The sequence below is a fragment of the Marinobacter changyiensis genome (assembly GCF_009193265.1).
Taxonomy (GTDB): domain Bacteria; phylum Pseudomonadota; class Gammaproteobacteria; order Pseudomonadales; family Oleiphilaceae; genus Marinobacter; species Marinobacter changyiensis.
This window is the reverse complement of the sequence record NZ_VZZZ01000005.1, coordinates 155,691-170,505: the sequence shown is the minus strand read 5'-3', so window position 1 is coordinate 170,505 and position 14,815 is coordinate 155,691. Positions and strand designations below refer to the sequence as shown.

Genomic DNA, 14,815 nt, shown 5'->3' with positions numbered 1-14,815 from the left:
GTGACTGGCTTTCATAGGCCAGGCCCTTCCTCCCTTGTTTGCCAAATCCGATAAAGTAAATTTACGCAAGGTCAGGCGGAACCCGTTCGCGAACGCCGTTTCAGTGGTTTTCACGCCCGTCTGGCAACAGAATGATTCTATGACCCTAACAAGTAGTAACTGAAAAAAACTCGCGGTTCCAGTAGACTTCGCGCAATATTTTCGAAACCTAGCATATCGGGCTGAATACCTTTCGCTGGCCGCCGATGCCTGATCCTCCAAACATGGCCGGTAGGGCGGTAGCGTGCCCGAACAAACAAAATGACCAAGTACGGACTTTTAAATGAATAGCACTCCTGGGCAGCGACCGCAATACGACGGTGAAATCAGTTTGGTTGATCTGGCTGCAACTTTTATAAGACGACGCCGGATTTTTTATATGGTGTTTTTGGTTATTACATTAGGTGGGCTGGCATACGCACTGCTAGCCACAGAGACATACCAGTACACCAGTCTGGTTCAGGTGGCGGAGAAAAACTCCGGGAAATCCATTGAGGAGCCTGCCAAAACTATCGCCACATTGGAAAACCGCTGGCTTCTGGAACAGGAAACCTTATTTCGCGCCGAAAACGACAGGAAGTTACCCTTGAGCGTATCGTTTTCGAATCCCGATAACACCGGATTAATACGTTTTGTTTCTGAAACTTCGAAAAAGAACAAAGAGATTGCTGAGACCGTTCATCAGAATCTAATCGCCAAGATTCAGGAGAGCCAAACAGCGCTGATGGAACGGGAGAGAAAAAGCCTGCAAAACCGCATTGAATCCACTGAACGGACAATTGAAACTCTTCAGGGTGGTCAAGATACGGGAGCGGCAATAGCGGAGGCATACGAGCGTAAAGCAGATCTGGAGAGTGACCTTGAGTCGCTAAAAGATCCCGAGGTATTGGTGGTGAGCCGTCAAAGTGCGGACAAAACCGGTCCTGCCCGTGCGCTGATTGTTGTTCTTGCTGCAGTGCTGGGTGGAATGTTTGGAGTGTTCATGGTCTTTTTCACGCAATTCACAGCGTTGGTGAGATCTGAGCTGACGGAAGAAACGGCAGAGTGATCCTGAATTCGCAATTGAACAGGCGAGCGTTTTGATGAAGCTATTAATAACAGGTGGGGCAGGGTTCATAGGTTCTGCTGTAATCCGCCACATTATCGCGAACACGGATGATGGAGTTGTTAACGTAGACAAGCTCACTTACGCGGGAAACCTGGAGAGTCTGGCCGATGTCAGTAGCTCTCCCCGTTATACCTTTGAGCAAGTGGATGTCTGCGACCGCCCCGAGCTTGACCGTGTATTTATCGAACATCAACCGGACGTGGTAATGCACTTGGCTGCAGAAAGCCATGTAGACCGATCAATAGACGGTCCGGCAGCGTTCATAGAAACCAACATAGTTGGAACCTACACCTTGCTTGAAGCAGCCCGTCATTACTGGAACACGCTAGGTGTGGATAAGAAACATGGCTTTCGCTTCCACCACATCAGTACCGATGAAGTTTATGGTGATCTGGAGCGCCCAGAAGAGCTTTTTACAGAGCAAACTCCCTACGCTCCAAGCTCACCCTACTCGGCAAGCAAAGCCAGTTCAGACCACCTGGTGCGGGCGTGGCTCAGAACCTACGGCTTACCAACGTTAATCACGAACTGCTCCAATAACTACGGCCCGTACCATTTCCCGGAAAAACTCGTACCGTTGGTCATCCTGAACGCACTGGAAGGCAAGCCGTTACCCGTTTACGGTAAAGGCGACCAGGTTCGGGACTGGCTTTACGTTGAAGACCACGCCAGAGCACTCTATAAAGTCGTCACAGAAGGCAAGGTGGGCGAAACCTACAACATCGGCGGCCACAACGAAAAACAGAACATCGAGGTAGTCCGCACCATCTGCAACATTCTCCAGGAACTAGCACCCCCATTAGAAGTCGCAGAGCTGAGTCAAACCGTAGGAGCGACTTCAGTCGTGAAAAACCACTACCAGGATCTGATCACATTCGTCAAAGACCGCCCAGGCCACGACATGCGCTACGCCATAGACGCCACCAAAATCCAGACGGAGCTCGGCTGGTTCCCCGAAGAAACCTTCGAAACCGGTATCCGAAAAACAGTTCTCTGGTACTTGAATAACCTGGTTTGGTGCAAAAGAGTGCAGGACGGCAGTTATCAGAGGGAACGTTTGGGAGTAAATTCATGAAAGGCATCGTCCTGGCTGGCGGCTCCGGCACACGCCTATACCCCATCACTCTAGGCACCTCAAAGCAGTTGTTGCCGGTATACGATAAACCTATGATCTATTACCCGCTCTCTGTCCTCATGCTGGCGGGCATACAGGATATTCTCATTGTTACCACCCCGGAAGATCAAGCCAACTTCAAGAGGGCTTTGGGCAACGGGAAACAGTTTGGCATTAATCTCAGCTACGCCATACAACCCACGCCGGATGGTCTGGCACAAGCCTTTATCATCGGTGAAGAGTTCATAGGTAACGACAGCGTATGCTTGGTGTTGGGCGACAACATCTTCTACGGCCATGGTTTCACTCCTAAGCTGAAACAGGCTGCTAGCCAATTAGAGGGCGCTACGGTGTTTGGATATCAGGTGAAAGATCCCGAGCGATTCGGCGTAGTAGAGTTTGACGAAAATCATCGGGCCATCTCCCTAGAGGAAAAGCCGGCCAAACCCAAATCTCATTTTGCCGTAACGGGCTTGTACTTTTACGACAACAAAGTAATTGAGATCGCCAAGCAGGTAAAACCTAGCAAACGGAGTGAACTAGAAATAACCGATGTAAACCGCGCCTACCTGGAGCAGGGCAATTTGAGAGTAGAGTTACTCGGCAGGGGCTTCGCCTGGTTGGACACCGGTACCCATGAAAGCTTGCTGGAAGCCGCTCAATTTGTGGAAACAATCGAAAAGCGCCAAGGCTATAAAATCGCTTGTCTGGAAGAAATTGCATTTAACCAAGGATGGTTGACTGTAGATCAGATGAAATTGCAGGCTAGTGAGCTTAGTAAGAATCGGTATGGTGAGTATCTTACCTCTCTGATTTCGGAAAAAATATAAAAGAACCAATATGATCCTACACGTCTCAACCGTTGACAAATTTATACCCTCATTTGTTCAGTTTGTTAATGAAGAGTTCAATCAAGAAAATCATCAATTTTGGTTGTTAGATTCGAAGCGTGAATTTTCTGATAGCGGCTATTCAAATGTATACGTTGCAAAAAATACGATTCTAGGAAAACTAATTGCATATGCGCTTCTATTGATAAAGCTGCATACAGCCAAGAAAATAGTGCTTCACGGGCTCTTCAATACGTGGATCATTAATATTCTTTCATTTTGCCCTTGGTTGCTTCCCAAGTGTTATTGGGTGATATGGGGAGGCGACCTGCATCGGTATCAGAAAAAGAAGTCTGGCCTTCGTGAAAACATTAACGAGGGCCTCAGGAAATTTGTGATTCGTAGAATCGGTAACCTAGTTACATATATTAAAGGTGATTTGGATTTAGCCCGAAAGTGGTATGGCGCTGAAGGCGAGTTTCATGAATGTTTGATGTATTTAAGTAACATATTTGACCCCTCACTGGTACAAGCTTCGGAGGAATCAAGTAGAAAACCCGATGGATTGAACATATTGGTTGGTAACTCTGCCGATCCCAGCAATAACCATATTAATGTGTTGGAAAAGTTACGTCCTTATAAAAATGAAAACATCAAAATTTTTGCTCCTTTGTCTTATGGTGATCAAAAATACGCTGCTCAGCTTATGGCTCAAGGTGACGAGTGGTTCGGGAATAAATTTGTTCCTTTGACCCGTTTTATGTCGTTTGATCAGTATCTAAGGTTTTTGAGCAGCCTGAGTTTGGCGATCTTCAACCACGAGCGGCAACAGGCAATGGGGAACATAATTACACTGCTTGGAATGGGAAAAACCGTATTCATGCGCAGTAATATTAGTTCATGGACATTCTTGCGTGGCCTAGGAATTGAGTTGAAAGATGTTTCAAGGTTTTCATTGCAACTGCTAGAAAGCGACTCAGCGGCTAACAATTCAAGGATTGTTCAGTCCTATTTTTCAAGGGAAACGTTAAAGCGCCAACTTTCAGAAATCTTTGAGGAATCAGATGGCCTATCTTTCAAGCAAAGCTCTTGAAGCAATGGGTTTTAAGGCCCTAGGAAAAAATGTAAAAATCAGCGACTGCGCGAAAATTTATAATCCTGAGACGATCGCCATAGGGGATCATTCGAGAATTGATGACTTTTGCGTCGTTTCTGGTCAAGTTTCAATAGGGAAGTATTGCCATATTACTCCGATGTGCCTGGTGGCCGGTGGCAAACCAGGTATTACCCTGTCAGATTTCTGCACCTTGGCTTACGGAGTGAAGGTGTTTGCTCAATCTGACGATTATAGTGGTAGCACGATGGTTAATTCGTTGGTGCCAAAAACATATAAAAATGAGTATTTATCTGCTGTTCTGCTCAAGAGGCAAGTTATTGTCGGGGCCGGATCGGTAATATTTCCCGGTGTAACTCTTGAAGAGGGGTGTTCGATTGGTGCGATGACCTTGGTGAACAAAAGCACGAAACCTTGGGGGATATACGCTGGCAATCCAGCTCGTCGTATCAAAGATCGCAGTAAAAATCTGCTCGAACTGGAAAGGCAATTTCTCAACGAGAATCAAGCATGATTTCATTTAACGTTCCAGCATACACCGGAGCGGAAGACAAATACCTTAAAGAGGCGCTGGTAAGCCAGAAACTCTCCGGTGATGGACCCTTCAGCAAAAAATGCCAAGCCTGGTTTCAAGAAAATTTACCCGCCTATAAAACACTGATCACGCCTTCATGCACAGCTGCGCTGGAATTGGCTGCGTTATTAATAGACATTCAGCCCGGCGACGAAGTGATCATGCCAAGCTACACTTTCGTCAGCACAGCGAATGCTTTTGTCTTGCGTGGCGCAAAAATTATATTCGTGGATATCCGCCCGGATACAATGAATATTGATGAAAACTTGATTGAAGCCGCAATTACCCCCAAAACCCGGGCCATCGTTCCTGTCCATTACGCGGGGGTGGGTTGTCAGATGGATAAGATTATGGCGGTTGCCGAACGTCACGACCTGTATGTCATTGAAGATGCGGCCCAAGGCATGATGAGCAGTTATGAGGGCCGGCACCTGGGCACGATAGGGCACCTCGGGGCCTTCAGCTTTCATGAAACCAAGAACTATACCAGCGGCGGAGAAGGGGGCCTGCTGATTATCAATGATGAGCGATTTTCTGAGCGGGCAGAGGTAATCCGAGAGAAAGGAACCAATCGGAGCCAGTTCTTCCATGGAATGGTAGACAAGTACCAGTGGATAGAGGTTGGAAGCAGTTACCTCGCAAGCGAGATGCAAACAGCGTATTTATGGGGCCAACTGGAGCACGTTAATGCCATCAACAACGCTCGGATAGCAAGTTGGGACTTCTATTTGCACCGTCTGCAGCCATTAGCCGATACGGGGCGGATTAAACTACCATTTATTCCTGAAGGCTGCACTCATAATGCCCATATGTTCTATATCAAAACATCAGGATTGGAAGAGCGTAGTGCATTAATAGATTACCTCAAAGAAAAACAAATATCTGCTGCGTTTCACTACGTGCCGCTACACACCGCCAAGGCTGGCCAACGTTTCGGCTTGTTCCACGGCGAAGATCGGTACACTACATTGGAAAGTGAAAGACTCGTGCGATTGCCAATTTGGTACGGGCTCACTCCCGAAGCGCAAGATGAAGTGGTTAGGGCGGTGAACGAGTTCTACATGTGACCCCAAAACAAATAGCTTATTTCGCAATAGGTCCACTAGGTGGCGCATTGCTGGGCCTGGTATCACTACCTATCATCACCTGGTTTTTTTCCCAAGAGGATGTAGGCCGTTTGGCGATGTTCCAGGTAACACTGAGCTTCAGCACCTTACTTTTTAGCCTTGGGTTAGATCAGGCTTATGTAAGGGAATTTCACGAAACCGATAACCAACCGGCGCTGTTAAAAAGTGTAATGCTGCCGGGTTTGATCTTACTGATTTTAGTTCTCGCTGTGCTCTTGTCGATGGGCAGCGAACTTGCGCAGTGGTTATTCGAGAATTCGGCGTTACACCTCAGTTTTTTGGTTGCGTTGGCACTTGTAGCGACATTCGTTTCACGCTTTTTATCCCTAGTTCTAAGAATGAACGAACGAGGCCTGGCGTTTTCCATGAGCCAGGTGCTTCCAAAGCTTCTGTTATTGGTGATCATTGGGAGTTACGTCATCTTTGGTGCGGAAAAAAGTCTGACCAATCTTGTTGTTGCAAATACTGCAGCGCTCACGTTTGTATGTATGATATTTGTTTGGAACACGCGAAGGGAGTGGATTAAAGGTCTAGCCGAGAGTTTGGACCTGGTCGAACTTAAGAATCTGCTTAGATTTGGTCTGCCCTTAATACTCGGCGGTCTTGCATTCTGGGGGCTGACGGCGATAGATAAGGTTTTTCTTCGAGTACTCTCAAACTACGAAGAATTGGGTGTTTATTCTGTGGCGGTCAGTTTCGCTGCGGCAGCAACTATCTTGCAGAGCGTTTTTTCTACAATATGGGCGCCCATAGTTTACAAGTGGGCAAGTAAAGGAGAAGGGCTGCAAAATATACAGCGCGTTACCCGCTATGTGCTGTTTTGTGTGATTATCATGTTCGCGCTCACCGGCCTGCTTTCATGGATTGTAACGCTTATACTGCCACGAGAATATGCGAGCGTTCAGTGGATTGTCATATCCTGTTTGGGTTATCCGTTGCTATACACACTCTCAGAAACAACCGTAGTCGGAATAGGGATATCGCGACGCAGCGCCTTTGCAATGTTGGCAGCGGTTTTGGCATTTGGTCTGAATCTAATAGGTAATTGGCTGCTCATTCCTAAGTTTGGTGCAGCGGGCGCCGCTGTAAGCACCTGCGGAGCGTTTCTATTGTTTTTTATACTCAGAACTGAATTTTCTTGCTACTTATGGAAGCCCCTCCCGAGAAAACTTCTCTATGCCTATACAATACTTATTGTGACTGGAGCAATTTTAAGTACGTTGTTAGCGGATAGAGCCGGTTGGGTTCTACATGCTTTCTGGGGAACCGTTTTATTGAGTGCTTTATTTGTTTTTTCTGTGGAAGTTAGAGAATTATGGGGTTTTGTTGCTAGCCGGCTTCTCAGAAAGACAGGGTAGCCCAGAAAAGTGAACCTGAATGTCTTTGGTGAAAATTAGCACCAAGGATGGGTGTAGTGTTTAAAACCCTTTCGGTTCTTCGCTGTAGCCTATAAAAAAACATGACCTATTCTAACTATAAATGTACAGGACTAATAAGTGAAATTTTCATATTTATTTATGAGCGTCAACATTTAAAGATTCTATTTGTCAAAGCCAAGTGTTGCAGAACTAGGAATTTCCGTGGGCGTTAAAAACTTAGCTTTTAGCAGGTTAAAATTTCCGTCAATTGGCGTATTTTTAATTTTAATGTTGCCTTTCTCCTATTTTGAAGTGCAGGGCGCTAGGCCTATCGTATTAGGTCCAGTTATATTCATTTATTTAGTTGTGATGTTAAAGAAATATAGAGTGAATGTTACGATGGATATGACACTATATCTATTTTTTATATTCTATGTATTTGCTTTATCTTTTGTTTCACGCTCTAATATTTCTGTCTCTTTAGTTATTTTTTTAGTGTACAGCTTGTGGCCAGTGTTTTTGTCCAAGAGTGAATTAAATGAGGATTTACAATTCCGGCTCATCAAGGCATACATTTTTAGCGCACTTTTTTGCTCTATTGGTGTGATATCCCAGAGATTTATATTCGAGTTCCTTGGGCTTGAGGTTGGTAAAATCGACCGTTATGGAGGTGGAAGAATTGGATTTGGATTTGTATGGCTGGATTATAGCTACTTATCACTTTTCTTAGTTTCTGCGGTTCCATTATTATATGCAATAAAGCTCTCGTCGTTCTGGCGTTATTCAGGCGTGCTGATTCTAGTTATAGGCTCTCTGATCACTACTGCTCGAACGGGCATAGTTGCGATGATAGTAATTTTGTGGGCTTACTCTGTATACGTCTTCTTGAGCCGACTCCTTGTAAATAAAATAAATATTGGTTCTGTGAGTATTGTTAGTGGTTCTGTCGTAATTGCTATTTTTGGCTATTTTTACCTGTTGGAGTTTTCCAGTAGAGATTTTGTTGCAAGCGGATCTGGTCGCTTAGAAGGTTATCTGAAATCTCTTGAGTTCGTTTCACAAAATCCTTATTTTGGTGCTATGTTTGCTCCAGATCTCTATAAGTTAACGACGGGAGTCATACCGCATAACTTGTTTTTGTACATTACTTCGATGGGCGGTGTTTTTGTTCTACTTCTATTTTTGGCTTGGCTTGTCCTATTCGGTATCTCTGCTCTTAATAATTCGCCACCTATAAAAGTTGCTTTGCTTGTTGTTTTTTTTGGACTTCAATTCGTTCCTTCTGTATTTAGCGCATATTTTATTGGGGGTTTAGTTTCAATTTCATTATTTGAGCGCCTCAGGAAAAAATATGCTGAATATTAAGTTTTCGATTTTGTGTTATGCAAGGTGTTCCAACCATGCCTAGGGTTCTTATACTTTCTTCACTGTTTGCACCAAATATTGGTGGCGTAGAAAACTCTATAAATGCGCTGGCTCAAGAATTTATTAAGTTAGGATATGAGGTAAATATAGTTTGTTCAAACAGAAATTATATTGATGGTTCTGAGCTTCCCTTGGTGGATAAGAATGATCGATTAAATATTTATCGATATAAGTACCCAAGTAGGCCTCTTGGATATTTTTATCAGTTTACCGGCTGTTTTAAGGTTTTAAAAGAGAATGATCTAGTTAGCTGTGACATTGTTATGGCACGCAGTGCAGTTCCTGCCATGTCGGCATTTTTCGCAGGCGTAAGCGATATAAAGTACCTGGTGCCATCGATCTATTTTTTCCAGGAACAAATTTTCAAACTGTCTTCTTTACGAAAGTTTTTATCAGTATTTTTTAATTCTATCGTCCAGCTTCTTGCCTTGTTAGTATCCAAAAACCTTGTGTTTAGTACATCTATGATCGAACAAGTAAAAAAAGCTTCTCTCGGAATTAAAGCTGCTTACTTGGTTAGTCCCGGTGTTGACAGTGAAAGATTTAAGCCGATTAGCTTGGCGACTAAACAAAAGTATAGGAACGAGCTGGGAGTTTTGAGTCATCAAAAAATAGTATTAGGTTTAGGGCGGTTCTCTGAGCTTAAGCAGTTCGATCATGCTATAGAATGCATGAGGTATCTCGATGATGACGTTGTTTTATTCTTGGTCGGAGATGGGCCTGAGAGGGCCAGATACGAAGAATTAGTCAAAACGTTAAATTTGTCAGGCAAGGTTAAGATATTTCCATCTACTAAGAAACCTGAGTTATATTATCAAGTTTCAGATGCGTTCGTGATGACATCCAGATATGAATCGTTTGGACAGGTTCTCTTAGAGGCTACAAGCAGCGGTGTTCCCATCGTTGCATATCCGAAATCAAATACTACTAATACATCCGTAGATTTTATCTACAAAGACTATCCATCATTAATTTTTTATTCTGAAGGTAACAATGCTAAATGCCTAGCTAATGCTATCTTAGATGCTATCGGAACATTCAAGCTTAAAGAATCTAGAATAGAATTCCAGAGTTTTTTGGAGCGCTACTCTTGGCATAACTTAGCATTAGACATTATTAGGGTTTAGAGAAGCACATGAAATCAGATATAACAGTATTAAGTTTTATATCCTCACCGTCTGGGGGTGGCGCAGAGCTTCTTGTTCGTGAATTGCATAAAATATACAAATCAAAAGGTTTTTCATCTAGAGTTTTTTATTTTAACGGAATACTTCGTGATCTAGACTCAGATGAGCAGATAATGGGTGTGCGCACCCGAGATCCATTAAATATATTTCGGATTAGGAGAGAGATAAAAAAAGAGCTTCTATTTGTAGATAAAAAGTTGATTGTCCATGCTCATCTTACATGGCCTTTTTTTTATGTAGCGTTGGCATCACTAGGCCTTAAAAACGTTATTTTTATTTACACTGAGCATAATACGACAAATAGAAGACGACGTGTTCCATTTTTAAAATATCTAGAGAGATTTTTCTATTCTCGATATTCTCGCATTATCTGCATAAGTGAGGGTGTTTTTTCATCATTAGCCTCTTGGGTCGGTAATATCCTACAAAAGCGGCTCACTATCGTACCCAATGGGTCGAGGATTTTTAGCTTTAGGTCCCGTCCGGCACTAAAAGGTAGATTGCCAAGACTCGTATCTGTTGGCTCATTAACTTACAAAAAAAATTTTATAACGTTAATTCGTGCCCTTTCCTATGTAACTGACGAATTCGAGCGTTATATTATTGTAGGCGAGGGTCCTGAGAGATTACGACTCGAAAAACTAGTCCGTGAATTTGATCTTGAAGGTAAGGTTAGCTTGGTCGGATGGTCAGATTCCATAGAGACCTATTTACAAGATGCAGACATTCAGCTTATTCCTTCGTTATGGGAAGGATTTGGATTGGTAGCTGTTGAAGGAATGTCTACGGGATTACCAATTGTCGCTTCAAACTTAGACGGATTACGAGAGGTGCTTGATCCTTCCAGCATTTCTGTCGAACTCGTCGATAATTTTGAGGATCCTGAAGCTTGGAATGCGGCTATACGACGACTCATAGTACGAGCTGAGGAAAAGGGGCTCGCAGTATTGGCCAGTAGTGCAAGAAATCAGGCTGAAAAATTTAATATGGATACGATGGCGAGTGGGTATTTAAATGTATATCAAGAATTATTGTATCAGAAGTCGTCCTAATTTTACCGATGCAATGACCTGATAGTTGAGATGGATAACCTCGCAGTGATTTTAGTTTGTGGACTGCAGTTTCGAGTATTTATTCTATGAATTCACAAAACAGTAATGGACCTAGCCGAATTCTGGTTCTTGCCGGTTTGGGTCGGTCACTAATCAACTTCCGTGGCCCATTAATTAAGGCCCTGTGTGAAGCGGGTGTTGACGTGCATGCTGCGGCGCCTGAATTAACCTCTAATCCTGATGTTGTGAAGAAGCTCACTGAGTGGGGTGTTACCTGCCAAAATGTTTCTCTTCAACGCGCGGGAATTAACCCGCTTTATGATTTACGTAGTTTGCTTAGCGTTTATTGCCTGATACGATCAATCAATCCCGATGCAGTTCTTGGCTACACGATTAAACCGGTAATTTACGGTACCCTCGCGGCATGGCTCGCACGTGTACCACACCGCTTTGTATTGATTACTGGTCTCGGGTATGCCTTTACCGGTGAAGCGACTGGCAAACGTAAACTTGTCCAGAAAATAGCCAGAAGCTTGTATTCCTTGGGACTTGCGCGCGCCAAACGTGTTTTTTTTCAAAACCCTGATGACGAAGCCTTGTTCCGGCATTTGGGCCTGATGCCAGAAAACGTACCTTCAACACTAGTGAATGGTTCCGGCATCGACCTTAGTCAGTTCAAAAAAACTCCTCTTCCCAATGAGCCTTTGGTGTTCCTTTTGATTGCCCGTCTATTGGGAGATAAAGGAATCCGGGAGTATGTAGCAGCAGCCAAGCAGGTGCGAGATCAATATCCGGATGTTGCTTTTCGCCTGGTTGGCGATGTCGACGACAATCCCGATTCTGTTGATACTTATGAGATAGCCCAATGGCAACGCGACGGAAATATTGAGTATCTTGGTCGCCTTGAGGATGTGCGCTCTGCGATAGCAAACTGTTCTGTTTACGTTTTGCCTTCTTATCGTGAGGGAACACCGCGTACGGTATTGGAAGCCATGGCCATGGGGCGCGCGATCATCACGACAGATGCGCCAGGTTGCCGGGAGACAGTGGTAAATGGTGATAACGGGTTTCTTGTGCCAGTAAAATCGGTTAAAGAACTGGTGGCGGCAATGAAACGGCTTATTGAAGAACCCGCGTTGGTCACCCGAATGGGGGAACGCTCGCGCCAGATTGCGGAAGAGAAATACGATGTACACAAGGTAAACCGTGTGATGCTAGGAGCCATGGGAGTTTAAAGCTAATGTGGAAACGACTGTTGGATATCGTGGCTGCTACCGTTGGCCTTTTGCTGTTGGCTCCGGTTATCCTGATCGTGGCGTGGCAGGTAAAGCGAAAACTTGGCGCTCCCGTATTCTTCCGACAAACCCGCCCCGGTTTGCATGGCAAGCCCTTTCAAATGACCAAATTCCGCACTATGAAAGATGCTGTAGACGCGCAAGGTAATGCTCTACCAGATTCGGAGCGTTTGACCCCTTTCGGTCAATTTTTGCGCTCAAGCAGTCTGGACGAACTTCCTGAACTTTGGAACGTGTTAAAAGGAGATATGAGCCTGGTTGGTCCTCGTCCGTTGTTGATGGAATACCTGCCGCTCTATTCGAAAAAACAATACCGCCGCCATGAGGTGCGCCCGGGTGTCACAGGTTGGGCCCAGATCAATGGTCGTAATGCGATCAGTTGGGAGGATAAATTCAAGCTGGATGTTTGGTATGTGGATAATCAGTCTATTTGGCTCGATCTGAAGATTCTGTTTTTGACGATAAAGAAGGTGATTGTAAAGGAAGGGATTTCAGGGGAGGGGGAAGTCACGATGTCGAGGTTTACTGGCACTAAAGAAAGGCATGAGGATCATGGTTAAGAGAATTTATGCAATTTTTGGTGCCAGTGGTTTTGGGCGGGAAGTAATGCCCCTGGCGAGGGCTATGGTTGAATCGGAAGCCTTTGAATTGGTTTTTGTGGATGATAATCCGCCCTCTAGCCAGCTAAACGGACATCAAGTAATCAAGTATGATGCTTTTTTGGATCTGGAGTCGCGAGAAAAATTTGTCGCTGTTGCGATTGCTGATGCAGGTTTAAGGCAGAAGATTACAAACCGCTGCGTGGCAGATGGGTTGAAAATCTGGTCACTCAATGCCGTTAACACGGTTGTGTTGGACCAGGTTGAGATAGGGGAGGGTTCCATTTTGTGTCCATTTGTCACCCTTACCTCAAACATCACTATTGGTAAGTCATTTCATGCGAATATTTATAGTTACGTTGCTCACGACTGTACCATTGGGGATTATGTTACGTTTGGTCCGTCGGTAAAGTGTAATGGAAACATAGTTATTGAGAATCATGCGTATATAGGTACAGGCGCTATATTAAAGCAGGGAAAGCCTGGTAAGCCGCTCATTATCGGTGAGGGCGCCGTTGTCGGTATGGGGGCTGTCGTAACAAAGGATGTTCCGGCTGGAGTAGTTGTGGTGGGCAATCCAGCTAAGCCGTTGTCGCGTTCCTAGACTCTCAGTTTTTCGAAGGTCACTGTTCCTGCTCTAAAAGGGTGACCAGTTGGTCTTGAAATCAGGGTTCGAAATGAAACAGAAATATATCCCCGCACACTAGCATCAGGAGCCTTCAGTGCTTAACGGACCTTTCTCCCCCTGGCCTTCTTATACTGAAGAAGAAGGAAACGCAGTACGCGATGTATTGCTTTCCAATAAAGTGAACTACTGGACGGGCCGCGAGTGCCGAGACTTTGAGTGCGAGTTTGCCGGTTTTGCCGGCACTGAGTATGCCATCGCTGTTGCCAATGGCACCGTGGCCCTTGATCTCACTCTACAGGGGCTTGGTATTGGCTCGGGTGATGAGGTCATTGTTGCTTCTCGCACCTTTCTGGCATCGGCATCGTGCATTGTAAATTCAGGAGCCACTCCAATATTTGCCGATGTAAGCCTGGATTCCCAGAATATAACTGCCGAAACGGTCGCTCCGTTGATTTCCAGCCGTACTCGGGCAATTGTCGCAGTGCATCTGGCAGGCTGGCCTTGTGATATGGATGCTCTTAATGAATTGGCGTGTGAGCACGGTATTTCGGTTATTGAAGACTGTGCTCAAGCCCATGGGGCAGCATACAAAGGTAAACCAGTGGGTTCTCTGGGGCATGTGGCTGCCTGGTCTTTCTGTCAGGACAAGATCATGACAACCGGTGGCGAGGGCGGCATGGTTACCACGAATGACCGTGATTTATGGTCAAAAATGTGGGCATTTAAAGACCACGGGAAAAGTTGGGACGCTGTTTATGAAAGGGAGCATGAGCCTGGTTTTCGCTGGTTGCATGAGAGCATTGGTACCAACTGGCGAATGACGGAGATGCAGGCCGCTATTGGTCGCATTCAGTTGCGGCGCATGCCTAAGTGGTCTGAAAGACGACAAAAGAATTGCGAAGCCATCTGGGCAGCAGCGAGAGCTTGCAAGGGGCTGCGGGTGCCGGCTGTACCATCCGATATTGGTCATGCCGGATATAAGTGTTATGTCTTTGTTGAGCCTGGTGAATTAAAAGAAGGCTGGACGCGGGGCAGGATCCTGTCGGATATCATTGAGCGCGGAGTGCCCTGCTTCTCGGGCTCATGCTCGGAGATCTATCTGGAGAAGGCATTCCAGAATTTACATTTGGCACCGCCCAGACGATTGGATAATGCTAAGGAACTGGGTGAAACCTCCTTGATGTTTCTGGTACATCCCACGTTGAGCGACGCTGAGATTGAACTGACGTGCCGCGTACTCACTGAAGTAATGACGAACGCTACGAACTGAGCTTTACACCTTTTCAATTTACACCCCGTAATTGTCTCAATGAGAAACTTAACGAAACCTAATGTGCCTTTTGGGCGCAGCTACATTAGGCTCAG

The 14,815-nt window shown here is 45.1% G+C and carries 14 protein-coding genes; all 14 read left to right on the top strand.

All coding sequences use genetic code 11. The features are described from left to right. The first annotated feature begins 322 nt into the window (after window positions 1-322). The gene (locus F6Y09_RS14240; RefSeq protein WP_152207603.1) at window positions 323-1,087 is read left to right on the top strand and encodes a Wzz/FepE/Etk N-terminal domain-containing protein; all 765 of its coding nucleotides are present in this window, start codon (window positions 323-325) and stop codon (window positions 1,085-1,087) included. A gap of 34 nt (window positions 1,088-1,121) precedes the next feature. After that, the gene (rfbB, locus tag F6Y09_RS14235; protein WP_179959439.1) at window positions 1,122-2,222 is read left to right on the top strand and encodes a dTDP-glucose 4,6-dehydratase; all 1,101 of its coding nucleotides are present in this window, start codon (window positions 1,122-1,124) and stop codon (window positions 2,220-2,222) included. Then, window positions 2,219-3,091: a glucose-1-phosphate thymidylyltransferase RfbA gene (rfbA, locus tag F6Y09_RS14230; protein ID WP_152207601.1), complete on the top strand. Its 873-nt coding sequence runs from the start codon at window positions 2,219-2,221 to the stop codon at window positions 3,089-3,091. Before rfbB ends, rfbA begins: the two co-directional genes overlap by 4 nt. A 10-nt stretch (window positions 3,092-3,101) precedes the next feature. Continuing rightward, the gene (locus F6Y09_RS14225; protein ID WP_152207600.1) at window positions 3,102-4,184 is read left to right on the top strand and encodes a TDP-N-acetylfucosamine:lipid II N-acetylfucosaminyltransferase family protein; all 1,083 of its coding nucleotides are present in this window, start codon (window positions 3,102-3,104) and stop codon (window positions 4,182-4,184) included. Then, window positions 4,156-4,719 carry an acyltransferase gene (locus F6Y09_RS14220; RefSeq protein WP_152207599.1) on the top strand — a complete coding sequence of 188 codons (564 nt, stop codon included), beginning with the start codon at window positions 4,156-4,158 and terminating at the stop codon, window positions 4,717-4,719. Before F6Y09_RS14225 ends, F6Y09_RS14220 begins: the two co-directional genes overlap by 29 nt. Continuing rightward, on the top strand, window positions 4,716-5,846 hold the full coding sequence (gene rffA, locus F6Y09_RS14215) for a dTDP-4-amino-4,6-dideoxygalactose transaminase (protein WP_152207598.1): 1,131 nt from the start codon (window positions 4,716-4,718) through the stop codon (window positions 5,844-5,846). Before F6Y09_RS14220 ends, rffA begins: the two co-directional genes overlap by 4 nt. Continuing rightward, window positions 5,843-7,264: a lipopolysaccharide biosynthesis protein gene (locus tag F6Y09_RS14210; protein ID WP_152207597.1), complete on the top strand. Its 1,422-nt coding sequence runs from the start codon at window positions 5,843-5,845 to the stop codon at window positions 7,262-7,264. Before rffA ends, F6Y09_RS14210 begins: the two co-directional genes overlap by 4 nt. Window positions 7,265-7,450: 186 nt before the next feature. Then, on the top strand, window positions 7,451-8,629 hold the full coding sequence (locus F6Y09_RS14205; RefSeq protein ID WP_152207596.1) for a hypothetical protein: 1,179 nt from the start codon (window positions 7,451-7,453) through the stop codon (window positions 8,627-8,629). 35 nt (window positions 8,630-8,664) lie between these two features. Next, window positions 8,665-9,816 carry a glycosyltransferase gene (locus F6Y09_RS14200; RefSeq protein WP_179959426.1) on the top strand — a complete coding sequence of 384 codons (1,152 nt, stop codon included), beginning with the start codon at window positions 8,665-8,667 and terminating at the stop codon, window positions 9,814-9,816. Window positions 9,817-9,824: 8 nt separating this feature from the next. Beyond that, window positions 9,825-10,928: a glycosyltransferase family 4 protein gene (locus tag F6Y09_RS14195; RefSeq protein WP_152207594.1), complete on the top strand. Its 1,104-nt coding sequence runs from the start codon at window positions 9,825-9,827 to the stop codon at window positions 10,926-10,928. An 86-nt stretch (window positions 10,929-11,014) separates the two neighbouring features. Further along, window positions 11,015-12,163: a glycosyltransferase family 4 protein gene (locus F6Y09_RS14190; RefSeq protein ID WP_152207593.1), complete on the top strand. Its 1,149-nt coding sequence runs from the start codon at window positions 11,015-11,017 to the stop codon at window positions 12,161-12,163. A gap of 5 nt (window positions 12,164-12,168) precedes the next feature. Continuing rightward, window positions 12,169-12,783 (top strand): sugar transferase, encoded by a 615-nt coding sequence (locus F6Y09_RS14185; protein WP_152207592.1) that lies wholly within the window; start codon window positions 12,169-12,171, stop codon window positions 12,781-12,783. Beyond that, a complete protein-coding gene (locus F6Y09_RS14180; protein ID WP_152207591.1) occupies window positions 12,776-13,426 on the top strand; it encodes an acetyltransferase in 651 nt (216 codons plus the stop codon). The genes F6Y09_RS14185 and F6Y09_RS14180 overlap by 8 nt, the downstream gene beginning before the upstream one ends. Before the next feature lie 118 nt (window positions 13,427-13,544). Further along, complete coding sequence (locus F6Y09_RS14175; RefSeq protein WP_152207590.1) at window positions 13,545-14,720, top strand: DegT/DnrJ/EryC1/StrS family aminotransferase; 1,176 nt, start codon at window positions 13,545-13,547, stop codon at window positions 14,718-14,720. Window positions 14,721-14,815: the final 95 nt, after the last annotated feature.

What these genes read in the sequence shown, in the direction of transcription:
- F6Y09_RS14240 (WP_152207603.1), top strand. Translation starts at nt 323, where the DNA reads ATGAATAGCACTCCTGGGCAGCGACCGCAATACGACGGTGAAATCAGT.
- rfbB (WP_179959439.1), top strand. Translation starts at nt 1,122, where the DNA reads ATGAAGCTATTAATAACAGGTGGGGCAGGGTTCATAGGTTCTGCTGTA.
- rfbA (WP_152207601.1), top strand. Translation starts at nt 2,219, where the DNA reads ATGAAAGGCATCGTCCTGGCTGGCGGCTCCGGCACACGCCTATACCCC.
- F6Y09_RS14225 (WP_152207600.1), top strand. Translation starts at nt 3,102, where the DNA reads ATGATCCTACACGTCTCAACCGTTGACAAATTTATACCCTCATTTGTT.
- F6Y09_RS14220 (WP_152207599.1), top strand. Translation starts at nt 4,156, where the DNA reads ATGGCCTATCTTTCAAGCAAAGCTCTTGAAGCAATGGGTTTTAAGGCC.
- rffA (WP_152207598.1), top strand. Translation starts at nt 4,716, where the DNA reads ATGATTTCATTTAACGTTCCAGCATACACCGGAGCGGAAGACAAATAC.
- F6Y09_RS14200 (WP_179959426.1), top strand. Translation starts at nt 8,665, where the DNA reads ATGCCTAGGGTTCTTATACTTTCTTCACTGTTTGCACCAAATATTGGT.
- F6Y09_RS14195 (WP_152207594.1), top strand. Translation starts at nt 9,825, where the DNA reads ATGAAATCAGATATAACAGTATTAAGTTTTATATCCTCACCGTCTGGG.
- F6Y09_RS14190 (WP_152207593.1), top strand. Translation starts at nt 11,015, where the DNA reads ATGAATTCACAAAACAGTAATGGACCTAGCCGAATTCTGGTTCTTGCC.
- F6Y09_RS14185 (WP_152207592.1), top strand. Translation starts at nt 12,169, where the DNA reads ATGTGGAAACGACTGTTGGATATCGTGGCTGCTACCGTTGGCCTTTTG.
- F6Y09_RS14180 (WP_152207591.1), top strand. Translation starts at nt 12,776, where the DNA reads ATGGTTAAGAGAATTTATGCAATTTTTGGTGCCAGTGGTTTTGGGCGG.